This window comes from Streptomyces sp. NPDC046931, assembly GCF_040644655.1.
In the GTDB taxonomy this organism is placed as follows: domain Bacteria; phylum Actinomycetota; class Actinomycetes; order Streptomycetales; family Streptomycetaceae; genus Streptomyces.
Window position 1 is genome coordinate 373,112 of sequence record NZ_JBEYWX010000003.1, and the last position, 21,709, is coordinate 394,820.

Genomic DNA, 21,709 nt, shown 5'->3' on the forward strand with positions numbered 1-21,709 from the left:
TCCAGTCGCGGGGAGTCCGGATGATCGAAACGCCGTCCCTGGTGGACCAGTACTGCCACGGCGTGCTCCGTACCGAGCTGGGCCTCGGCACCTTCGAGGCCCACCTCGCCCGCACCGAGGGACCGCCCGCCGCCGGCACCACCCTCTTCGACACCCAGACCGGTTTCGCCGTGCGCCGCTGGTGTCCGCCGCTGCTCGGCCTGGAACCGCACTGCCCGCCCGCCCGCTACCTCGCCCGGCGCCGCGAACTCGGCGTCCTGGAGGCGGGGCGCAGACTGCTGAGGGGCAGCGGCATCACCACGTACCTCGTCGACACCGGGCTGCCCGGCGATCTGACCGGGCCCACCGAGATGGCGTCGGCGGGGGACGCCGAGGCGCACGAGATCGTCCGCCTGGAGCTGCTCGCCGAGCAGGTGGCCGACACCTCGGGCACGGTCGAGGCCTTTCTCGCCAATCTCGCAGAGTCGATCCACGGGGCGGCGGCGCACGCGGTGGCGTTCACCTCCCTCGCGGGCGTACGGCACGGTCTGGCGCTCGCGCCGGAGCCGCCGGGGCCCGGAGAGGTACGGGGCGCGGCCGGCCGCTGGCTCGCGGGCCGCCGGGTGGGCGGCGCCCTGTCGGATCCTGTTCTGCTCCGTCATCTGCTGTGGAGCGCGGTGGCCTCGGGCCGCCCCCTCCAGCTCCACGCGGGCCTCGGCGAGCCGGGCCTGCGCATCGACCGCACCGACCCGGTCCTGCTCACCGACTTCGTACGCGCCACGGCCGGGCTCGGCACGGACCTGGTCCTGCTGCACGGCTATCCGTACCACCGGCACGCGGCGCATCTGGCGGGGGTGTTCCCGCATGTGTACGCCGACCTGGGCGCGGTGCTCGCCCGCACGGGCGCCCGGGCCGCAGCCGTCCTCGCGGAACTCCTGGAGCTGGCCCCCTTCGGCAAGCTCCTCTTCTCCAGCGGCGCCCACGGCCTGCCCGAGCTGCATGTGATCGGCGCCCGCCTGTTCCGCGAGGCGCTCTCCCGGGTACTGGGCGGCTGGGTCTCCGAGGACGCCTGGTCGCTGGAGGACGCACAGCGCGTGGCGGGGATGATCGCCGCGGGGAACGCGCGGCGGGTGTACGGCCTGAAGTGACCCGTGCGCCCGTGAGCAGGCACGTGTACGGGCCCGGTGACCCCTTACACACGTCGGACGGCCCGGAGCAGTGTGCGCGCCGGCTCCCGGGCTTCCGGGGTCACGCCGCCGTGAGGGCCGACTCGGCCGAGGAACCCGGAAGTCCCGCCGTCACCTCGGGCCGCTCGCGCAGCGACAGCAGCACCCGCAGCACCCCGATCCACACCAGGCAGGACCCGAACATGTGCAGCCCCACCAACAGCTCCGGCAGATGCGTGAAGTACTGCACATAGCCGATCGCACCCTGGCCCAGCAGGATCAGGAACAGATCGCGGGTGCGGTGCAGCGGCCCCTTGGGCGCGTCCACCGCCTTGAGGACGAACCAGAGAGCGAAGGTCAGCGTCACCACGATCCATGCGAGCACGGCATGCAGCTTGGCGACGGTCTCCCAGTCGATGTCGATGCGCGCGACCTCCCTGGAGTCGCCCGCGTGCGGTCCCGCGCCCGTGACCACCGTGCCCACCGCGATCAGCAGCACCGAGGCGGCCACGAGGAACCACACCAGCTGCCACACGGCCTTGCCGACCAGCGGGCGGGGCTCCCCGTCCCCTTCCCGGGTGCGCTGCCACATGACCGCGGCCACCGTGATGAGCGCGGTGGAGAGCAGGAAGTGGGCGGCGACGGTGTACGGGTTGAGGCCGACGAGCACCACGATGCCTCCGAGGACCGCGTTGCTCATGACGATCCAGAACTGCGCCCAGCCGAGCCGGGTGAGGCCCCGCCGCCACGGCTTCTGCGAGCGGGCGGCGACGATCGCCCAGCCGACCGCCGCGCACAGCACGTAGGTCAGCATGCGGTTGCCGAACTCGATGGCGCCGTGCACGCCCATGGCGCTGGTCGTGGTGAGCGAGTCGTCCGTGCACTGCGGCCAGGTCGGGCAGCCGAGCCCGGAGCCGGTCAGGCGTACGGCACCGCCGGTGACCACGATGACCACCGACATGACGAGCGCGGCGAGCGCCGCCCGCCGGACCGTCCGGGAATCGGGGGTCCAGCGTGCGGCGATGAAGGCGAGCGGGTTGCGCACGGCCGCTACGGCATCGGCGCGGGTCACGTTTGGCACGCCCTTCATGGTAGGGGGCCGCTTGTGCACGCTTTCACGAGGGGTGGGCCTCCCGGAGGCGGGAGCCTCACTCCCGGCACCCCCGGCCGTCACTCCCAGCGGAAGAACCGGCCCGCCGCCGCCAGCCCGGCGACGGCCCACACCGTGAGGATCCCCAGGTCGCCCCAGGGCATGCCGGCCCCCTGCCGGAGCACGTCCCGCAGGCCGTCCGACAGGGCTGAGATCGGGAGCAGGCCCAGCACGTCCTGGGCGCCGGAGGGGAACTTGTCGAGCGGCACGATCACACCGCCGCCGACGAGCAGCAGCAGGAAGACCAGGTTGGCGGCGGCCAGGGTCGCCTCCGCCTTCAGCGTGCCGGCCATCAGGAGGCCGAGCCCGGAGAAGGCCGCCGTACCGAGGGCCAGCAGAAGCAGCACGGCGAGCGGATTGCCGTGCGGCGACCAGCCCAGCGCGAGGGCGATGACCGTCAGCAGGACCACCTGGAGTACCTCGGTCACCAGGACGGAGGCCGTCTTGGCGGCCATCAGCCCCCAGCGGGGCAGCGGCGAGGAGGCGAGCCGCTTCAGCACGCCGTAGCGGCGCTCGAACCCGGTCGCGATGGCCTGTCCCGTGAACGCGGTCGACATCACGGCGAGCGCGAGGATGCCCGGAGCGAGGAAGTCGACGGCCTTGCCGGCGCCGGTGTCCACGACGTCGACGGAGCTGAAGAGGACCAGCAGCAGCGTCGGGATGACGACCGTCAGGAGCAGCTGCTCGCCGTTGCGCAGCAGCATCCTCGTCTCGAGCGCGGTCTGCGCCGCGATCATCCGTGGCAGCGGCGCGGCACCGGGCTCGGGGGTGTAGGTACCGGCGCTGGTCATGAGCGCAACTCCTTGCCCGTCGGCTCCAGGCTGTGTTTTTCCGGGGGGCAACCGCCGGGCCCCCGGCCGAAGGCCTCACGTGCCGCTGTCATGAGCGCAACTCCTTGCCCGTCAGCTCCAGGAAGACGTCTTCGAGGGTGTGCCGTTCGACGGAGATCCGGTCCGGCATCACTCCGTGCTGGGCGCACCAGGAGGTGACCGTGGCGAGCAGCTGCGGGTCGACCTTGCCGGCGACGCGGTACGCGCCCGGTGTCAGCTCCGCCGCCGTGCAGTCCGCGGGGAGGGCCTTGAGCAGGGACGCCAGGTCGAGGCCCGGGCGGCCGGTGAAGCGCAGCGTGTTCTCGGCGCCGCCGCGGCACAGCTCCTCGGGGGTGCCCTGGGCGATGACCCGGCCGGCGTCGATGATCGCGACGTCGTCGGCGAGCTGCTCGGCCTCGTCCATGAAGTGGGTCGTCAGGATCACGGAGACGCCGTCGGCCCGCAGATCGCGTACGAGGTCCCAGGTGGCCCGGCGGGCCTGAGGGTCCAGGCCGGCGGTGGGCTCGTCCAGGAAGACCAGTTCCGGGCGGCCCACCACGGCCATCGCCAGTGCGAGCCGCTGCTGCTGGCCGCCGGACAGCCGCCGGTACGCCGTCCGTCCGCAGCTGCCGAGCCCCAGCCGCTCGATGAGCGCGTCCACGTCCAGGGGGTGTGCGTGCAGCTTCGCGATGTGGCGGAGCATCTCGTCGGCGCGGGCGCTCGCGTAGACGCCGCCGGACTGGAGCATCACGCCGATACGGGGGCGCAGCGCGGGGGCGTCGCGGACGGGGTCGAGGCCGAGGACGCGCACCGTTCCCGAGTCCGGCTGCCGGTATCCCTCGCAGGTCTCGACAGTGGTCGTCTTTCCCGCCCCGTTGGGGCCGAGTACGGCGGTGACGCCCGGCCGGGCCACCAGGTCGAGGCCGTTCACCGCGGTCTTCGTGCCGTACCGCTTCACCAGGGACTGCACCTGGATGACCGGCTCACTTCGCATGGGTCCAGAGTCTAGGTACGCGCGGCCGGCGCCGGAGCGGGGGGTCCGAAAACTACTCTTCGCGTGGCCGGTGCACGGCCAGCCACCGCTCCGCGTAGGCCACGGCGTCCGCCACCGGGAAGATCCGGGCGTCGGCCGCGCCCACCTTCCCGCGGATCACCGGACGGTCCCGCTCGAAGTCGTGGCCGAGCTCGTCGAACCGCTCGGAGGTGATCGAGACCTCGGTCACCACCTCCCAGCCGTCCGGTCCGGGCCGTCCCACCCGGACCTGGGGCGACGGGATCCGGTACTCGGCCAGGTGGAAGCTGGTGCAGGTGTCGTAGCCCGCGCCCAGCAGCAGGACCCGTGCGGCCATCGCCTCCAGCCGCGCCAGCGGGCTCCGCTCACCGAGCCGGCAGTCGGTGGCGTGTCCGGCGACCACCTCCGCCGCCCGCGCTCCGAGGGCCGCGAACGAGGTCTGCGGGTGCGCGCTGCGCAGGGCGCCCGGCCATCCGCGGACGGCCTCCGGTATCACGCCGACCCCGCGCGAGGGGGTGACGAGCGGGTCGAACGCGGGCATCGTGGCGCGGATGGTGTCCCACCACTCCTCGGGTACCGGCGGACGGGACCACAGGGCCGGGTCCGAAAGGTCTCCCGACTGGGTGGGAACGACCAGCGTGCCGTCCGGCCCGAGCGCGTCGAGCAGTCCCGCGACGACCGCGACGGCGCCTCCGCAGACCCAGCCGAGTGCGCTGAGCGAGGAGTGCACGAGGAGCGTCTCGCCGGGCTCGACGCCGAGCGTGCGCAGCCGGCTGAAAACCGTGTCCCGGGTGACAAGAGGGCCGGTCGGAGGGGGTGTGGGCATGGCCAGGGAGTCTCCCGGAGGCCGCCTGGAACCGCTACCCCGTTTGATCGATCAAAGATCGTTTGCGCAGGTCGGTTTAGGTATGCCTAAGTGATGTACCGCACCGGCGGGCGGTCCGGACGTCGCTTGTCAGCCTTCGAGGAATTACGCAACAATGGCGTTGTGAAAAACGTCGGCGAGGCTCGGGAGACCCCCATGGGGGCCCCTCAGGAGGAACTCGCGGCCGGGTTGCGCTCGGATCGCTCCACGCGCAACCGGGTCGCGCGATCCATCCTGGACCACGGCCCGTCGACCGTCGCCGAGCTCGCCGGACGGCTGGGGCTCACCCAGGCGGCCGTACGGCGTCACCTGGACGCCCTGGTCGCGGACGACGTCGTCCAGCCGCGTGAGCAGCGGGTGTACGGGGCGCGTACGCGAGGCCGCCCCGCCAAGGTCTTCGCGCTCACCGACTGCGGCCGGGACGCGTTCGACCAGTCGTACGACAAGCTCGCCGCGGACGCCCTGCGCTGGATCAGGGAGCGGTTCGGCGGAGACGAGGCCGTCGTCGCCTTCGCCCGCGCGAGGCTCGCCGAGCAGGCGACCGCCTACCGCCGGGCCATCGAGGCCGCCGATCCCGATCAGCGGACCGAAGCACTGGCCAGGGCCCTGAGTGCGGACGGGTACGCTGCTACGGCGCGCAGCGCACCGGTCGGCGAACAGCTCTGCCAGCACCACTGCCCGGTCGCCCACGTCGCGGAAAAGTTCCCGCAGCTGTGCGAGGTCGAGACGGAGATCTTCTCCGAGCTGCTCGGCACGCACGTCCAGCGACTGGCGACGATCGCGCACGGCGACGGCGTCTGCACGACGTTCATCCCCAAGGCGCCCCGAGCGACCGAACCCCCGAAGATTTCCGAGACCACCCACAACGCATCTGCCAGCAAGGCCGGGAGGAACCCCGCATGACTCTCCCCACGGAGACTGCCCACCCCGAACTCGAGGGCCTGGGCACGTACGAATACGGCTGGGCCGACTCCGATGAGGCCGGTGCCGCGGCGAAGCGCGGTCTGAGCGAAGAGGTCGTCCGTGACATCTCCGGCAAGAAGTCCGAGCCGGAGTGGATGACCAAGCTGCGCCTCAAGGGCCTGCGGCTCTTCGAGAAGAAGCCCATGCCGAACTGGGGCTCGGACCTGTCGGGCATCGACTTCGACAACATCAAGTACTTCGTGCGCTCCACGGAGAAGCAGGCGGAGTCCTGGGAGGACCTGCCCGAGGACATCAAGAACACGTACGACAAGCTCGGCATCCCCGAGGCGGAGAAGCAGCGCCTCGTGGCCGGTGTCGCGGCCCAGTACGAGTCGGAGGTCGTCTACCACCAGATCCGCGAGGACCTGGAGGAGCAGGGCGTCATCTTCCTCGACACCGACACCGCGCTGAAGGAGCACCCGGAGCTCTTCAAGGAGTACTTCGGCACGGTCATCCCGGCCGGTGACAACAAGTTCGCCTCGCTGAACACCGCAGTGTGGTCCGGCGGCTCCTTCATCTACGTGCCGCCGGGCGTGCACGTGGAGATCCCGCTCCAGGCCTACTTCCGCATCAACACGGAGAACATGGGCCAGTTCGAGCGGACCCTGATCATCGTCGACGAGGGTGCCTATGTGCACTACGTCGAGGGCTGCACGGCCCCGATCTACAAGTCGGACTCGCTGCACTCCGCGGTCGTCGAGATCATCGTCAAGAAGAACGCCCGCTGCCGCTACACGACCATCCAGAACTGGTCGAACAACGTCTACAACCTGGTCACCAAGCGTGCCGTGGCCTACGAGGGCGCGACCATGGAGTGGATCGACGGCAACATCGGCTCCAAGGTGACGATGAAGTACCCGGCCGTCTACCTGATGGGTGAGCACGCCAAGGGCGAGACGCTGTCCATCGCTTTCGCCGGTGAGGGCCAGCACCAGGACGCCGGCTCCAAGATGGTCCACATGGCGCCGAACACCTCGTCCAACATCGTCTCCAAGTCGGTGGCGCGGGGCGGCGGCCGTACCTCCTACCGCGGCCTGGTCGAGATCGGCGAGGGCGCCGCGGGTTCCAAGTCCAACGTGCTCTGCGACGCGCTGCTCGTCGACACCATCTCCCGCTCGGACACCTACCCCTACGTGGACGTCCGCGAGGACGACGTGTCCATGGGCCACGAGGCGACGGTCTCCAAGGTCTCCGAGGACCAGCTCTTCTACCTGATGAGCCGCGGCCTTTCCGAGTTCGAGGCGATGGCGATGATCGTGCGCGGCTTCGTCGAGCCGATCGCCAAGGAACTGCCGATGGAGTACGCGCTGGAGCTCAACCGGCTGATCGAGCTGCAGATGGAAGGCGCGGTCGGCTGACGACCGTCCTCGTCTGCAGCAGGCGGCCCGCCTTTCCGGGGCGGGCCGTGGGTCACCACTGACTTAGGAAGAGAGCACAACGACAGCCATGGCTGAGGCCCAGAACTCCCCGACGCTCGGCTCCGCTCGCGCGGGGGGACCCCCACCGGTGGGCAGCACCACCGCCGGCTCGATCGCGGTCGCCGCGGAGTCGACCGTCGCCACCCGCATGAGCGCGCCGCCGTCCTTCGACGTGACGGACTTCCCGGTGCCGCACGGCCGCGAGGAGGAATGGCGGTTCACCCCGCTGGAGCGCCTGCGCGGCCTGCACGACGGCACCGCCGTCGCGAACGGCGACGGCGTGAAGGTGACCGTCGAGGCCCCCGAGGGCGTCACCGTCGAGGCCGTCGGCCGTGACGACGCCCGTCTCGGCAAGGCGGGCACCCCGGTGGACCGCGTCGCCGCCCAGGCGTACTCCGCCTTCGAGAACGCCTCGGTCGTGACCGTCCCCAAGGAGACCGTCCTCACCGAGCCGATCCGCATCGCCGTGCACGGCCAGGGCGGGACCGCCTACGGCCACCAGGTGATCGAGCTGGGCGCCTTCGCCGAGGCCGTCGTGGTCATCGACCACACCGGTGACGCGGTGCTCGCCGCCAACGTCGACTACCTCCTGGGCGACGGCGCCAAGCTGACCGTCGTCTCCGTCCAGGACTGGGACGACAAGGCGGTGCACGCCGCCCAGCACAACGCGCTCGTCGGCCGGGACGCCTCCTTCAAGTCGGTCGTGGTGACGTTCGGCGGCGACGTGGTGCGTCTGCACCCGCGGGTGACCTACGCGGGCACCGGCGGGGAGGCCGAGCTGTTCGGGCTCTACTTCACCGACAAGGGCCAGCACCAGGAGCACCGGCTCTTCGTCGACCACAACACCCCGCACTGCAAGTCGAACGTCGTCTACAAGGGCGCGCTCCAGGGCGACGACGCGCACGCCGTGTGGATCGGTGACGTGCTCATCGAGGCCAAGGCCGAGGGCACGGACACGTACGAGATGAACCGCAACCTCGTGCTGACCGACGGCGCCCGTGTCGACTCGGTCCCCAACCTGGAGATCGAGACCGGCGAGATCGTCGGCGCCGGCCACGCCAGCGCCACCGGCCGCTTCGACGACGAGCAGCTCTTCTACCTGATGGCCCGCGGTATCCCGGAGCACGAGGCCCGCCGTCTGGTGGTCCGCGGCTTCTTCGCCGAGCTGGTCCAGCAGATCGGTGTCGCGGACATCGAGGAGCGGCTGATCGCCAAGATCGAAGAGGAGCTGGAGGCGTCGGTCGCATGACTGACTCGTCGAAGTTCGTACGCGTCTGTGGCCTGAGCGAGCTGGAGGAGGACACCCCGAAGCGGGTGGAGATCGACGGCACGCCGGTCTCGGTCGTGCAGACCGAGGGCGAGGTGTTCGCGATCAACGACATCTGCTCGCACGCCAATGTCTCGCTGTCCGAGGGCGAGGTCGACGACTGCCACATCGAGTGCTGGCTGCACGGCTCGCGCTTCGACCTCCGTTCCGGCAAGCCCGACGCCCTTCCCGCGACGCGTCCCGTCCCCGTATACCCCGTAAAGATCGAAGGGGACGACGTGCTCGTCTCCCTCACCCAGGAGTCCTGAGGCACCCATGGCAACGCTTGAAATCCGAGACCTGCACGTCACCGTCGAGGCCGACAACGCCACGAAGGAGATCCTCAAGGGCGTCGACCTCACCGTGAAGCAGGGCGAGACGCACGCCATCATGGGCCCCAACGGCTCGGGCAAGTCGACCCTCGCCTACTCGCTCGCGGGTCACCCCAAGTACACGATCACCGGCGGCGCCGTCACCCTCGACGGTGAGGACGTCCTGGAGATGTCCGTCGACGAGCGCGCCCGCGCGGGCCTGTTCCTGGCCATGCAGTACCCGGTCGAGGTCCCCGGCGTCTCCGTCTCCAACTTCCTGCGCACCTCCGCCACCGCGATCCGCGGCGAGGCCCCGAAGCTGCGCACCTGGGTGAAGGAGGTCAAGGAGACCATGGAGCGTCTCCACATGGACCCCTCCTTCGCCGAGCGCAACGTCAACGAGGGCTTCTCCGGCGGTGAGAAGAAGCGCCACGAGATCCTCCAGCTCGAACTGCTCAAGCCGAAGATCGCGATCCTCGACGAGACCGACTCGGGTCTGGACGTGGACGCTCTGCGCATCGTCTCCGAGGGAGTCAACCGCGTCCGCGAGTCCGGCGAGGTCGGCACCATGCTGATCACGCACTACACGCGCATCCTGCGCTACATCAAGCCCGACTACGTCCACGTCTTCTCCGCCGGCCGCATCGTCGAGTCCGGCGGCCCCGAGCTCGCGGACAAGCTGGAGAACGAGGGCTACGAGGCATACGTGAAGGGTGGCGCATCCGCGTGACACAGCTGCCGGGCCTCCTCGACACCGAGGCGATCCGCAAGGACTTCCCCGTCCTGGACCGCCTGGTCCACGACGGCAAGAAGCTCGTGTACCTGGACAACGCGGCGACCTCGCAGAAGCCGCGCCAGGTGCTCGACGTCCTCAGCGAGTACTACGAGCGCTACAACGCCAACGTCCACCGCGGTGTGCATGTGCTCGCCGAGGAGGCCACGGCGCTGTACGAGGGCGCGCGTGACAAGGTCGCCGAGTTCATCAACGCGCCGAGCCGCGACGAGGTCATCTTCACCAAGAACGCCTCCGAGTCGCTCAACCTCGTGGCGAACATGCTCGGCTGGGCCGACGAGCCCTACCGGGTGGATCGCGACACCGAGATCGTCATCACGGAGATGGAGCACCACTCCAACATCGTGCCGTGGCAGCTGCTCGCGCAGCGCACGGGAGCGAAGCTGAAGTGGTTCGGCCTCACCGACGACGGCCGGCTCGATCTGTCGAACATCGACGAGATCATCACGGAGAAGACGAAGATCGTCTCCTTTGTGCTGGTGTCCAACATCCTCGGCACGGTCAACCCGGTCGACGCGATAGTGCGCCGTGCCCAGGAGGTCGGCGCGCTGGTCTGCGTCGACGCCTCCCAGGCCGCGCCGCACATGCCGCTGGACGTCCAGGCCCTGCAGGCCGACTTCGTGGCCTTCACCGGCCACAAGATGTGCGGCCCCACGGGTATCGGCGTCCTCTGGGGCCGCCAGGAGCTGCTGGAGGACCTTCCTCCGTTCCTGGGCGGCGGCGAGATGATCGAGACGGTGTCCATGCACTCGTCGACGTACGCTCCCGCCCCGCACAAGTTCGAGGCGGGCACCCCGCCGATCGCGCAGGCGGTCGGTCTGGGCGCGGCGATCGACTATCTGACCTCGATCGGCATGGACAAGATCCTCGCCCATGAGCACGTGCTCACCGAGTACGCGGTGAAGCGGCTGAGCGAAGTACCCGACCTGAAGATCATCGGCCCCACCACGGCCGAGGACCGGGGCGCGGCGATCTCCTTCACGCTCGGCGACATCCACCCGCACGACGTGGGGCAGGTCCTCGACGAGCAGGGCATCGCGGTGCGCGTGGGTCACCACTGCGCGCGGCCCGTGTGCCTCCGCTACGGAATTCCTGCGACCACGCGAGCGTCGTTCTATCTGTACTCCACGCCGACCGAGATCGACGCACTGGTCGAGGGGCTGGAGCACGTACGGAACTTCTTCGGCTGAAGGGCGTGAGCTGAGACCGTGAAGCTTGACTCCATGTACCAGGAAGTCATCCTCGACCACTACAAGCACCCGCACGGGCGGGGCTTGCGGGATGGCGACGCCGAGGTGCACCACGTGAACCCGACGTGCGGCGACGAGATCACCCTTCGCGTGAAGTACGACGGCACGACGATCAAGGACGTCTCGTACGAGGGCCAGGGCTGCTCCATCAGCCAGGCCTCGGCCTCCGTGCTGAACGAACTCCTCGTCGGCAAGGACCTGGCCGATGCGCAGAAGGTCCAGGAGACGTTCCTGGAGCTGATGCAGTCCAAGGGACGGATCGAACCCGACGACGCGATGGAGGACATCCTGGAGGACGCGGTCGCGTTCGCGGGTGTCTCCAAGTACCCGGCACGGGTCAAGTGCGCCCTCCTGAGCTGGATGGCGTGGAAGGACGCGACGGCCCAGGCGCTGGGCGGCGCCGACGCCGAAAGGAAGACCGCATGAGCGACACCGTGGAGATGAAGCCGGCCTCGGAGGAGGAGCTCCGCGAGGCCCTGATGGACGTCGTCGACCCCGAGCTGGGCATCGACGTCGTCAATCTCGGCCTGATCTACGGCATCCACATCGACGAGGCGGCGAACATCGCCACCGTCGACATGACCCTGACCTCCGCGGCCTGTCCGCTGACGGACGTCATCGAGGACCAGGCGAAGTCCGCCACGGACGGTCTCGTGAGCGAGCTGCGCATCAACTGGGTCTGGATGCCGCCGTGGGGTCCCGACAAGATCACGGACGACGGACGCGAGCAGCTTCGGGCGCTCGGCTTCAACGTCTGAGAACCCTGGCCTTCCCCCGCCCTGAAGAAACGGCGACGCCCCTGCGGGCGTCGCCGTTTCTCATGCGCCGCCGCCGGACCGGACGGCCACGGCGAGCAGGCCGGCCGCCCGGAGTCCGGCATGCGCGGTTCCCCTCGGCGTCGCCGTACCGGGCACGCGGATGACGGGTTCCCAGCACTGTGTCAGAGAGCGGTCTCCGGCTGTTCCCGGGCTTGTGTACGGGCGTACATATCGATGCGTACACTCGTCCGCATGGGATACGCGTTCCTCGCGGGGGCCATCGCCGCCGAAGTCGTCGCCACCACCGCCATGAAGTACAGCGAGAGCTTCAGCAGGCTGGGACCGTCCCTGCTGACCCTCCTCGGGTACGTCGTCTCCTTCGCGCTGCTAGCCCGGACCCTGAAGACCGTGTCGATCGGCACGGCCTATGCGATTTGGTCGGGGGTCGGCACCGCGACCGTCGCCGCGATCGGACTGGTCCTCTTCGGTGAGGACCTCGGCCTTGCGAAGATCGCCGGGATCGTGCTGATCGTCGGCGGGGTGGTGGTCCTCAACCTGGGAGGTGCTCACTGATGCCCCGGCGCTACGACCCCGAGCGGCGGCAGCGGATCGTGGACGCGGCGATCCGGGTGGTGGGGAAGAAGGGCCTGGCCGGACTGAGCCACCGCTCCGTCGCCGCCGAGGCGGACGTGCCGCTCGGCTCCACGACGTACCACTTCGCGACCCTCGACGAGCTCACGGTCGCCGCGCTCAGGCAGGCCAACGAGGGATTCGCCGAGGTGCTCGCCGCGAGCGGACTGCTGGAGGACACCCACGGCGACCTCGCCGGTGACCTCGCCCGGGTCCTGGGCGAGTGGCTGGGAGGCGACCGTACCGGGGTCGAGCTGGAGTACGAGCTGTATCTCGCGGCCCTGCGGCGCCCCGTCCTGCGCCCCGTCGCCGCCGCATGGACGGAGGAGACCGCCGAGCGGCTGGCCCGGCGCACCGACCCGGTCACCGCGCGGGCGCTGCTCGCGCTCATGGAGGGGATCTGTCTTCAGGTGCTGCTGACGGGGGCACCCTACGACGAGCGGTACGCCCGGGAGGTCCTGGCACGGGTGATTCCATGACCAGGTTCCGCGTTCGGCCGGCCGAACGGACGCCCGGCACGTGAGATGTCTCGTTCACCGGTTCGCCCGCCCGCCCCCCGCCACGTTAGGTTTCCCTCATGACCGACACGACTGCTCCCCGCACCACCGGTGCCGTGGCCGCCGGCCTCGCCACCATCGCCGCCGACGGCACCGTTCTCGACACCTGGTTCCCCGCGCCCGAACTGGCCGCCGAGCCCGGCCCGTCCGGCACCGAGCGGCTGTCCCCCGAGCGTGCCGTGGAGCTGCTCGGCGAAGGAGCCGCGCGGGCGATCGGCCCGGACGCCCGCCGGGGCGTCGAGGTGGTCGCGGTCCGCACGGTCATCGCCTCGGTCGACGACAAGCCGATCGACGCGCACGACGTCTACCTGCGCCTGCACCTGCTCTCGCACCGCCTGGTCAGGCCGCACGGCCAGAGCCTGGACGGGATCTTCGGCTTCCTCGCCAACGTGGCCTGGACCTCGCTCGGCCCGGTCGCCGTCGACGACATCGAGAAGGTGCGCCTCAACGCCCGCACCGAGGGCCTGCACCTCCAGGTGACCTCCATCGACAAGTTCCCGCGTATGACGGACTACGTCGCTCCGAAGGGCGTCCGCATCGCCGATGCCGACCGGGTGCGCCTCGGCGCCCACCTCGCCGAGGGCACGACGGTCATGCACGAGGGCTTCGTGAACTTCAACGCCGGCACGCTCGGCACCTCCATGGTCGAGGGCCGCATCTCCGCTGGCGTCGTGGTCGGCGACGGCTCGGACATCGGTGGCGGCGCCTCCACCATGGGCACGCTCTCCGGTGGCGGCAACGTGATCATCTCCATCGGCGAGCGCTGCCTGATCGGCGCCGAGGCGGGCGTCGGCATCGCCCTCGGCGACGAGTGCGTCATCGAGGCCGGCCTGTACGTCACCGCCGGGACCCGGGTGACGATGCCCGACGGCCAGATCGTCAAGGCCCGCGAACTCTCCGGCGCCTCCAACATCCTCTTCCGCCGCAACTCGGTCACGGGCGCGGTCGAGGCCCGCCCGAACAACGCGGTCTGGGGTGGCCTGAACGAGATCCTGCACAGCCACAACTGACCATCGGCGGCCGTGACCTGCGGCCGCGTCGTCGGTCAGCGCAGGGCCCGCCCGGGGTGCAGGGAGACCCTGATCGTCGTATAGCCTGCCGGGCGCCGCTCCGGCTGGGCCGCCCACGGGTTCAGCGGGCCGTCGACGTCGAGGAAGAGCAGGGGCCGGTCCACGCAGCCACCGTACGGCACCAACGGCACACGTCCGCCCGAATTTCGCGGCCGGGGCCGTGGCGACGGGCGGTCCCACGGGTCACGAGGGATCAGCCGGCCGTGAGCCGCTCGTACGCCCTCAGCAGCCCCTCGACCGCCTCACGGCCGGCGGGCCGCAGCGGTGCGCGGACCGGGCCGGCGGGCAGGCCGAGGGCGCCGAGCAGTGCCTTGGCCGTGACCGTGCCGGGCAGTCCCGCCGCCATCATCCCCTCGATGAGAGGCGTGGCCCGGTGCTGGAGCCGGGCGGCTCCCGCGGTGTCGCCCGCGTCGAACGCGTCCAGCACGGACCGCATCCGGCGCGGGGCGACGTTCGCCACCGTGCTGACGTAGCCCGCGCCACCCACCGCGTACATCGCCAGATTGTGTTCGTCGCAGCCCGCGTAGTAGGCGAGATCCGTCCGGGAGAGCACCTTCTGGATGCCGAGGAAGTCGTAGGAGCAGTCCTTGACCGCCACGATCCTCGGGTGTTCGGCGAGACGGATCATCGTGTCGGGCGCGATGCGGGTGCCGGTGCGGCCGGGGATGTCGTACAGCGCGAGCGGCAGCCCCGACGCGTCCGCGATCTGCCGGAAATGCCAGGCGAGGGCGTCCTGCGGGGGCTTGCTGTAGTACGGGCTGACCACCAGCAGGCCGTCCGCGCCCGCCTTCTCGGCCTCCAGGGCCAGTTCGACCGTGTGCCGGGTGTCGAAGGTGCCCACGCCCGCCACGAGCGACGCCCGGTCGCCGACCGCCTCCCGGACGGCCCCGATGAGCGCCGACTTCTCGGCGTCCGTCGTGGTCGGCGACTCGCCCGTCGTCCCGTTCAGCACCAGTCCGTCGCACCCTTCGGACACCAGCCGGTCGGCGAGCCGCTGGGCCCCGTCGAGATCGAGCGCGCCCTCCTCGGTGAAGGGCGTGACCATGGCGCACAGGGCGCGGCCGAAGGGCGGGGGCGCGGAGGCTGTTGTCGTCATGGGGGTAGTGTCGATGTGTTGATCATAAAGCTCCACTTAATTCTTCTGCGCAGTATGTATTAGAGATGCTGTCCAATGCTGTCGGATGAAGGGATCGAGCGGACCGGCTCGGTGAGGTTCCCCGCCGCGGTGCCGGGGGCATTCGGGGCGCACCGAGGGGGCGCGGAGCCTCACGCACTGGTGCCAAACCGGACTCCATGGGTCACCATGGCCGGGACGGTAACCACCAACGGGAGGCGTCATGAGGCTGGGCAAGGCACTCGCCACCGGGGTCGCGGAGGAGCACCCGGAGGCTCATGAGGAAGAGACGGGCCTCCACGTCACCGAGGTCGTCGAGGAGCCCGCGGCATCCGCCCCCGCAGAGGTTCCCGCGACCCGATGAGACTGCGGCTCCCCGAGGAACGCCCGACGGAGCCGCCGACCGGTTACAAGATCGCCCACCCGGTGCTGTCCCAGGACGGCACCCGGGCCGGGTTCACCGGTGTGTCCCTGGGCGGCGCGCTGCCCTATGCGGTCCTCGACGAGGCCCGGTGCGTCTACGGGCTGCGCCACCGTGCGCCGCACCGACGCTGCGACTGCGGTTTCCACTGCGTGCACGACCGCGCGGAGGCCGAGGCGCTGCTGTGCACCGGGGAGCACCGGGCGGCCGTGCTGCTGGAGGTCTCCGTTCTCGGCGCGTACATCCGCTTCGAACGCGGCTTCCGGTACGCCCGCCAGCGGGTGCGGACCATGACGGTCGGCTCCTGTGGGTGCGGAGGGGCGGCTGTCGCCCTGGCCGACGCCGACTGGGGGCGCCCGGGCTGGCGCGCGCTCCGGGCGGCGTGCACGGGGTGCGTGCGCGGCCGTACATCACTGTCACCCGCCGTGTTCGAGCGGCTCGCCGGAGAAGGGCTGCGCGTGCGGGTCGCCCAGGCAGCCGTGGGCTACCCGGCCGGCCTCGGCGTGTCCGAGCTGGTCGCCGAGGCGGCTCTGCTCCAGGCGCGGCTCGACTGGTTCCAGACCCAGCTGGCACAGCTGGAGGAGCGGGGTCCGCAGGCGTAGCGGCCGTCAGTCTCCCGCGTGATCCGCGACGTCCTCTCGTTCCTTCGATCCGCGACGCCCCCTCATTCGTTCGCCTTGCTTCTGCGCCGCCTCCGCGAAGCGCCGGCCTCGGGTCCGCCTCCCTGTCTCCACCCGTACCCTCACCGAAAACTCTTCCCGTCTGGACAAAAAAATTTTTCGGTGGGAGGGTGGAGCCATGCTGGACGTGACCGTGATCGAGGACGCCGAAGCCGCAGCCGTATCGCTGGACCCTGTGCGGTCCCGGCTGCTTGCCGAGCTGGCGGCCGGGCCCGCGTCGGCCGCCATGCTGGCCGGCCGGGTCGGACTGCCCCGGCAGAAGGTGAACTACCACCTGAAGGCCCTGGAGCGGCACGGCCTGGTAGAGCTGGCCGGCGAGCGCCGCAAGGGCAATGTCACCGAGCGGCTGATGCAGGCCACCGCGGCCTCGTATGTGATCAGCCCCCTGGCCCTGGCCTCCGTGCAGCCGGACCCGGACCGGTTCCGCGACCAGCTCTCCGCCCGCTGGCTGCTCGCTCTCGGCGCCCGGCTGGTGCGGGACGTCGGCTCGCTGATCACCGGAGCGGCGAAGGCCCGCAAGCGGCTCGCGACCTACGCGCTGGACGGCGAGGTGCGCTTCGCCACGGCCGCCGACCGCGCCGCGTTCATCCAGGAGCTGACTGCGGGCGTCAGCGCCCTGATCCGCAAGTACGACGCCCCGGACGCCGAGAGCGGCCGCGACCACCGGATCGTCGTCGCCGTCCATCCCACCCTCAAAGAGCAGGCCGCCGGGCCCGGGTCCGGGCCGACCGCGTCCCCGGCCGCCGAACTCACCGACTGAACCGCCCACCTCGCGCAGGAGCCACCATGTCCAAGGAATTCGAGATCGTCCGCGAGTTCGAGGTCGACGCCACGCCCGAGGAGGTGTGGGAGGCGATCACCCGCGGCACCGGAGGGTATCTCTGGCCGATGGAGCCCCCGGAGCCCCGGGAAGGCGGCAAGGGCCCCTTCGGCTCCGAGGTCGTAGCCTGGGACCCGCCCCACCGCTACATCAACCGCGTCGCGGACGTCGAGGGCATCCCCCAGCAGACCCTCAACCAGCTCGACCACACCATCGAGCCGCGCGACGAGGGGCGTCGCGCCTGGGTGCGGTACGTGCACAGCGGCATCTTCGTCGACGACTGGGACAACCAGTACGACGGCGCGAGCAAGCACACCGACTTCTATCTGCACACCCTGCGCGAGTACCTGACCCACTTCGCGCCGCGCCCGGTGGCCTTCGCGACCCTGAACGGCCCCGAGGCGTCCACCGCGGACGACGCCTTCAGCGCCGTAGCCGGTGCCCTCGGCCTGCCCGAGGACGCCACCGAGGGAGTGGCCGTCAGCGTCCGGGGACCCGGCGGGCAGCCCCTGGACGCCGTGCTGGACTTCCGCAACCCGTATTTCATCGGGCTGCGCACCGAGGGCGCCCTGATCCGCTTCTTCGGCCGCAACCACTGGGGCGCCCCGGTCGGCATCAGCGTCCACGACTTCGCCGCGGACGCCGACGCCAAGGCGAACGAACTCGCCTGGCAGCAGTGGCTGGACGGGGTCTACGCCTGACCCCGCCCAGCACGCCCCGCGGGTGCTACGGACGGAACCGCAGCACCTGCGGGTCGTGGTCGCTGATCTGGTCGTGGAACTCCGAGTTGATGTGCACGCTGTCGTAGTCGAGGTCACAGCCACGGCGGATGACCGGGCTCACCAGGATCTGGTCGAGGACCTGGCTGTTGCCCTGGTAGTCGTATGTGTACCGCTCGCTCTTCGGCAGCGACTTGATCGCCGACCACAGCTCGCCGTCACCCTCGAGGATCTTTGCGGTGTCGGAGAACTCGAAGTCGTTCATGTCGCCGAGCGCGACGACCCTGGCGTTCTTCTGGGTGTCGAGGATCTTCTTGGCGAAGGTGTTCACCTCGGTCGCCTGGAGGTGGCGCTGGGTCTCGGAGCTGCGCACCGGCGGCTGGTACTGCGCGGTCAGCCCCTGGTCGCCGCCCTTGGAGTTGAGGTGGTTGGCGATCACGAAGACCGTCTTGCCGCGGAAGACGAACTCGCCGACGAGCGGCTTGCGGCTGGACTTCCAGGCGTCGCTCGCCGGGTCGATCCGGCCCGGGGAGGCCGTCAGCTGCGCCCTGCCGTGCACCTTGGTGACGTCCACGGCGGTCGTGGAGCCCCCGCCCGCACGGTCGGTGAACGAGACGCGCTCGGGGTTGAACAGGAACACCTGGCGGATGTTGCCGCCCGGCTCGCCGCCGTCCTGGTCGTTGACCGGGTCGATCGAGCGCCAGTCGTACTGCGGGCCGCCCGCCGCGACGATCGCGTCGATCAGCTTGTTCACCGTCTGGCTCGCGTCGACCGTGCCGTCGTCCTTGGCGCCGTTGTTGTCCTGGATCTCCTCCAGGGACACGATGTCCGGGGACTTCAGGTTGTTCACGATCGCGGAGGCGTGGGCCGCGAAGGTGGTGTCGGACGGGTCCAGGTTCTCGACGTTGTACGTCGCCACGGCCAGCTCGCCGCGCGCCTGCTCGCGGGTCGTCTCGCGCTGGAGCCCCCCGCTCTTAAGGGTGCCGAGCTTGCCGGCGACGAGCGTGTAGCCGCCGAACTGGTTGTAGTCCAGCGGGCCGCTGGTCGTGCCGGTGAGCGCGTCGCCGACGTTCGCCGCCGGGAAGTCGGCGGTCGCGCCGAGCGACTGGATCTGGAGCCGGCCGGTGTTCTGGGATCCGTAGGAGCCGTACACCGTGCCGCCGCGGCGGTTGGCGTGCTCATGCGGCTTCACCGTGACCCACAGCTCGGTGTACGGGTCGGTGGCGGTGACCACACGCGCGTCGGCGACCTGGACGCTCATGCCCTCCAGGGACTCGTAGTAGTCCAGGGCGTACGTCGCCGGCTCGAGGGGGAGACCGTTGACCGAGCCGTTCGCGGCCGCGTCGCCCGACGGGGCGTACTCGGCGGGCACCGAGCGGGCGTCGATGACCGTGGGCGCCGGGACGGCGTTGCCGCCGGACACCACCGTCACCGTCGGCTTGGTGATCTCGGTGACCGACTGGTTGCCGGAGGAGGTACCGCCCGGGACGTACTCCGAGACGGTGCCCGTCACCGTGACCGAGTCGCCCACGGCGACCTTCGGGGCGGAGCCGGTGAAGACGAAGACGCCCTCGCTGGTGGCCGGGTTGGCGTCCGGGTTCGGGTCCTGGATCCAGAACCCCTTCGACGAGCCGTAGGCCCGTACGCCCGTGACGATTCCGGCCACGTCGGCGACCTTCTGGCCCGCGAGCGGCGATATACGGGTGGTGCCCTGAATGTCATGGATACGCACGGTGTCCGCGTGTGCCGGCGTGGTGAGCACCACGCCGGACAGCGTGGAACAGGCGGCGGCAACGGTGAGCGCGGCGAGACGCGCGGAAGACTTGCTCGGCAACGGGATCCCTCCGGGGACATACGTGGGCGCCGGGACGAAAGTGGACGTGGAGCCATGGCGGCCGCGACCGTGGGGCGGCGGCGACGCGCGTAGAAGGCGGAGAACGCCGGTGAACGCCCGGTGAGCGTCGACCGGATCGGTGAACAAGTGTCCGCCGACTTCTACGCGCGTCAATCTCCTGTGTAGTCAGGCCAGTTGTCAAGGTTTCGGCCATGTACGGTGCCTGGCGGAGAGATGAACCGGGCGGCATGGGTGGAAATCCGTCTAGGCTGAGCCGTGTGTTTCGGGGCGCCCCCCTCGGTCACTACGTACGTCCCAAGGAGACCCAGCCGATGTCAGACAGCTCGCCCTTGCCGCCGGTTCGGCTGCGCTCCGAAGCGGAGCTCGCGCGGGACGCGCTCGCCACGCCGCTGCTCTCCCGCGCCGCCCGGCTCGCCCGCTGGACCGGGCCGGACACCCGCGTCGGCAGCGGGGGCGAGCTCGTCGAGGAGCAACTGCCCGCCGCGGCCGAGGTCCTCGGGCTGACCGGCGACGACGCAGCCGCCTACGCCAGTGAGGCCTGGCGGACCGCGGTCGACACCGGGCTCGTCGAGATCGTCGACGAGGAGGAGGGGACGGTCGCCGCGGGCGCCGAGCTCGCGCTGCTGACCTCCGGAAGCCCGAACGACGTGCTCGGCGTGTGGCTCACCGCGCTGGAGACCGTGCTCGCCGACGCGAGCGTGCCCGGCCTCGACGACCTCGTCGACGCCCTGGACGAGGGCAGCGAGATCGACTTCTCCTCCCTCGACTGGGACCCGGAGGCGGAGGCCGAGTTCCTCGACGGTGTGCTCGGCAATCTCTACCTGCTGACGGTCAGCGAGGAGGGGCCCGGCGACGGTCCGGTGCCGCTGCCCGCGCTCGCCGCGTCGATGATCGTGCCCGAGGACATGGGCGAACCCACCAATGACGTCCTTGAGCAGGTGTCGGACGCCATGATGCGGCTCGACGACCAGTTCCGGCTCCTCGAGCCGATCGGGCTCGTCGACTTCCAGCCGGTCGACGAGGCCCTGATGGCCGGTGCCGAAGAGGAGCCGGCCGCGCCCGCCGACGAGACGGACGTCAGCCGGTACGGGATGGTGCGGCTCACCCCGCTCGGTCTGTTCGGGGTGCGCGAGCGGCTGCGGGAGGCCGGAATGACCGCTCCGGCGGTCGGGGACCTGGCGGACAAGGGCGCGGACGCGCTGCTCGACGGCACATCCGGGTTTCCCCCGGCGGCGGCGCAGGCCGAGACCGAGCAGTGGCTGGTCCGCCGGGAGCCGCTCGAGGCCGCACGGGAGCTGCTCGCGGCGGCGCGCGGCTCGGACGCCGGTGCGCCGCTGCGCCGGCTGCGCTGTCAGCAGGCGCTGTCCCTCGTCGGGCCGGAGGCCGAGCCCGCGCTGCGCGAGGTGCTGGACGATGCGGAACTGGGCGGCCTGGCGCGGGTCTGGCTCACCGAGCGGGGGGCGGCCGACGTGCCCGCGCCCTCGGAGGCGATGGTCTTCTGGCTGACCATCGACACCGTGGCCGCGCAGCTGGCGGCCGAGGGCAACTCCACGGAACTTCAGGGACTGGTGGAGGGCCTGGCGGCACAGCACGGCGGCTTCTTCGCCAGGGTGTGGCGGGTGGACCATCCGGCGACCCCGGACGTCCTGGAGGCGATGGGACGCCTGCACCCGGACAAGAAGGTGGCGAAGGAGGCCCGGAAGGCGGCGTTCAAGGCGCGCTCGCAGCACGGGGGTTGAGAGCCCGGGGGCCTGCGATCCCGTAGGCGGACAACTCGTGGGGGAACATCCTGCGGGCGGATGTCCGGTGGCGGATGTCCGGTGGCGGATGTGGGCGGACTGTCTCCTGCGGGCGGACGTGAGCGGATCGTCTCCTGCGGCCGATGTGCTGTGCACGGATGTCCGGTGGGCGGATGTGGGCGCAGGTCCTGTCGTGGGCGCAGGTCCTGTCGGGAGGCGGACGGGTCCGCGGACATTGCCGGCGCATGGACCGTCGTTGAGATGTGCGCCCGCTTGCCGGGCAGCGCTTGGGGGGTTCATGGAAGAGCGTCCCCGGACGTCGGT

The 21,709-nt window shown here is 70.6% G+C and carries 24 protein-coding genes; 17 read left to right on the forward strand and 7 right to left on the reverse strand.

Annotated elements, in window-relative coordinates; all coding sequences use genetic code 11:
- The first annotated feature begins 20 nt into the window (after positions 1-20).
- The gene (locus ABZ876_RS09090; protein ID WP_361776648.1) at positions 21-1,127 is read left to right on the forward strand and encodes an amidohydrolase family protein; all 1,107 of its coding nucleotides are present in this window, start codon (positions 21-23) and stop codon (positions 1,125-1,127) included.
- Positions 1,128-1,227: 100 nt separating this feature from the next.
- Here the strand turns inward: ABZ876_RS09090 and ABZ876_RS09095 are convergent, their stop codons facing one another.
- The 4 genes from ABZ876_RS09095 to ABZ876_RS09110 all read right to left on the reverse strand — a co-directional run bounded on the left by ABZ876_RS09095 (position 1,228) and on the right by ABZ876_RS09110 (position 4,942).
- A complete protein-coding gene (locus ABZ876_RS09095; protein WP_361776651.1) occupies positions 1,228-2,235 on the reverse strand; it encodes a COX15/CtaA family protein in 1,008 nt (335 codons plus the stop codon).
- Positions 2,236-2,315: 80 nt separating this feature from the next.
- Positions 2,316-3,086, reverse strand: coding sequence for an ABC transporter permease (locus ABZ876_RS09100; RefSeq protein WP_361776654.1), 771 nt, complete (start codon positions 3,084-3,086; stop codon positions 2,316-2,318).
- A gap of 88 nt (positions 3,087-3,174) precedes the next feature.
- On the reverse strand, positions 3,175-4,098 hold the full coding sequence (locus ABZ876_RS09105; RefSeq protein ID WP_361776657.1) for an ABC transporter ATP-binding protein: 924 nt from the start codon (positions 4,096-4,098) through the stop codon (positions 3,175-3,177).
- 52 nt (positions 4,099-4,150) lie between these two features.
- Positions 4,151-4,942, reverse strand: coding sequence for an AAC(3) family N-acetyltransferase (locus ABZ876_RS09110; RefSeq protein ID WP_361776660.1), 792 nt, complete (start codon positions 4,940-4,942; stop codon positions 4,151-4,153).
- Positions 4,943-5,104: 162 nt separating this feature from the next.
- Here ABZ876_RS09110 and ABZ876_RS09115 point away from each other — a divergent pair, with 162 nt between their 5' ends.
- The 11 genes from ABZ876_RS09115 (at position 5,105) to dapD (ending at position 13,977) form a co-directional block, all read left to right on the forward strand.
- Positions 5,105-5,884 carry a metalloregulator ArsR/SmtB family transcription factor gene (locus tag ABZ876_RS09115; RefSeq protein ID WP_361776663.1) on the forward strand — a complete coding sequence of 260 codons (780 nt, stop codon included), beginning with the start codon at positions 5,105-5,107 and terminating at the stop codon, positions 5,882-5,884.
- Positions 5,881-7,302, forward strand: a complete 1,422-nt coding sequence (gene sufB / locus ABZ876_RS09120) for a Fe-S cluster assembly protein SufB (RefSeq protein ID WP_361776666.1) — start codon at positions 5,881-5,883, stop codon at positions 7,300-7,302. The genes ABZ876_RS09115 and sufB overlap by 4 nt, the downstream gene beginning before the upstream one ends.
- 88 nt (positions 7,303-7,390) lie before the next feature.
- Positions 7,391-8,611: a Fe-S cluster assembly protein SufD gene (gene sufD / locus ABZ876_RS09125; RefSeq protein WP_361776669.1), complete on the forward strand. Its 1,221-nt coding sequence runs from the start codon at positions 7,391-7,393 to the stop codon at positions 8,609-8,611.
- Entirely contained in the window at positions 8,608-8,937 is a 330-nt protein-coding gene (locus ABZ876_RS09130; protein ID WP_361776672.1) for a non-heme iron oxygenase ferredoxin subunit, read from the forward strand. The genes sufD and ABZ876_RS09130 overlap by 4 nt, the downstream gene beginning before the upstream one ends.
- Positions 8,938-8,944: 7 nt before the next feature.
- On the forward strand, positions 8,945-9,709 hold the full coding sequence (gene sufC, locus ABZ876_RS09135) for a Fe-S cluster assembly ATPase SufC (protein ID WP_361776675.1): 765 nt from the start codon (positions 8,945-8,947) through the stop codon (positions 9,707-9,709).
- The gene (locus ABZ876_RS09140; RefSeq protein WP_361776678.1) at positions 9,706-10,962 is read left to right on the forward strand and encodes a cysteine desulfurase; all 1,257 of its coding nucleotides are present in this window, start codon (positions 9,706-9,708) and stop codon (positions 10,960-10,962) included. Before sufC ends, ABZ876_RS09140 begins: the two co-directional genes overlap by 4 nt.
- Positions 10,963-10,980: 18 nt before the next feature.
- Complete coding sequence (gene sufU, locus ABZ876_RS09145; protein ID WP_234516748.1) at positions 10,981-11,448, forward strand: Fe-S cluster assembly sulfur transfer protein SufU; 468 nt, start codon at positions 10,981-10,983, stop codon at positions 11,446-11,448.
- Positions 11,445-11,780 carry a metal-sulfur cluster assembly factor gene (locus ABZ876_RS09150; protein WP_234516749.1) on the forward strand — a complete coding sequence of 112 codons (336 nt, stop codon included), beginning with the start codon at positions 11,445-11,447 and terminating at the stop codon, positions 11,778-11,780. The genes sufU and ABZ876_RS09150 overlap by 4 nt, the downstream gene beginning before the upstream one ends.
- Positions 11,781-12,032: 252 nt before the next feature.
- A complete protein-coding gene (locus tag ABZ876_RS09155) occupies positions 12,033-12,353 on the forward strand; it encodes a multidrug efflux SMR transporter (protein ID WP_361776683.1) in 321 nt (106 codons plus the stop codon).
- Positions 12,353-12,889 carry a TetR family transcriptional regulator gene (locus tag ABZ876_RS09160; RefSeq protein WP_361776686.1) on the forward strand — a complete coding sequence of 179 codons (537 nt, stop codon included), beginning with the start codon at positions 12,353-12,355 and terminating at the stop codon, positions 12,887-12,889. The genes ABZ876_RS09155 and ABZ876_RS09160 overlap by 1 nt, the downstream gene beginning before the upstream one ends.
- A 98-nt stretch (positions 12,890-12,987) precedes the next feature.
- Positions 12,988-13,977: a 2,3,4,5-tetrahydropyridine-2,6-dicarboxylate N-succinyltransferase gene (dapD, locus tag ABZ876_RS09165; protein ID WP_361776689.1), complete on the forward strand. Its 990-nt coding sequence runs from the start codon at positions 12,988-12,990 to the stop codon at positions 13,975-13,977.
- A 35-nt stretch (positions 13,978-14,012) separates the two neighbouring features.
- Here the strand turns inward: dapD and ABZ876_RS09170 are convergent, their stop codons facing one another.
- Entirely contained in the window at positions 14,013-14,141 is a 129-nt protein-coding gene (locus tag ABZ876_RS09170) for a hypothetical protein (protein WP_361777028.1), read from the reverse strand.
- A gap of 89 nt (positions 14,142-14,230) precedes the next feature.
- Entirely contained in the window at positions 14,231-15,133 is a 903-nt protein-coding gene (dapA, locus tag ABZ876_RS09175; RefSeq protein ID WP_361776692.1) for a 4-hydroxy-tetrahydrodipicolinate synthase, read from the reverse strand.
- 241 nt (positions 15,134-15,374) lie between these two features.
- Between dapA and ABZ876_RS09180 the strand changes: the two genes are divergently transcribed.
- From ABZ876_RS09180 to ABZ876_RS09195, 4 genes are all read left to right on the forward strand, one after another.
- Entirely contained in the window at positions 15,375-15,515 is a 141-nt protein-coding gene (locus ABZ876_RS09180) for a hypothetical protein (RefSeq protein ID WP_361776695.1), read from the forward strand.
- On the forward strand, positions 15,512-16,174 hold the full coding sequence (locus ABZ876_RS09185; protein WP_361776698.1) for a hypothetical protein: 663 nt from the start codon (positions 15,512-15,514) through the stop codon (positions 16,172-16,174). The genes ABZ876_RS09180 and ABZ876_RS09185 overlap by 4 nt, the downstream gene beginning before the upstream one ends.
- 196 nt (positions 16,175-16,370) lie before the next feature.
- Complete coding sequence (locus tag ABZ876_RS09190; RefSeq protein WP_361776701.1) at positions 16,371-17,012, forward strand: helix-turn-helix domain-containing protein; 642 nt, start codon at positions 16,371-16,373, stop codon at positions 17,010-17,012.
- A gap of 26 nt (positions 17,013-17,038) precedes the next feature.
- On the forward strand, positions 17,039-17,773 hold the full coding sequence (locus tag ABZ876_RS09195) for an SRPBCC domain-containing protein (RefSeq protein ID WP_361776703.1): 735 nt from the start codon (positions 17,039-17,041) through the stop codon (positions 17,771-17,773).
- A 25-nt stretch (positions 17,774-17,798) separates the two neighbouring features.
- Here the strand turns inward: ABZ876_RS09195 and ABZ876_RS09200 are convergent, their stop codons facing one another.
- A complete protein-coding gene (locus ABZ876_RS09200; RefSeq protein ID WP_361776706.1) occupies positions 17,799-19,625 on the reverse strand; it encodes an endonuclease/exonuclease/phosphatase family protein in 1,827 nt (608 codons plus the stop codon).
- A gap of 332 nt (positions 19,626-19,957) precedes the next feature.
- Here ABZ876_RS09200 and ABZ876_RS09205 point away from each other — a divergent pair, with 332 nt between their 5' ends.
- Entirely contained in the window at positions 19,958-21,385 is a 1,428-nt protein-coding gene (locus tag ABZ876_RS09205; RefSeq protein WP_361776709.1) for a hypothetical protein, read from the forward strand.
- Positions 21,386-21,709: the final 324 nt, after the last annotated feature.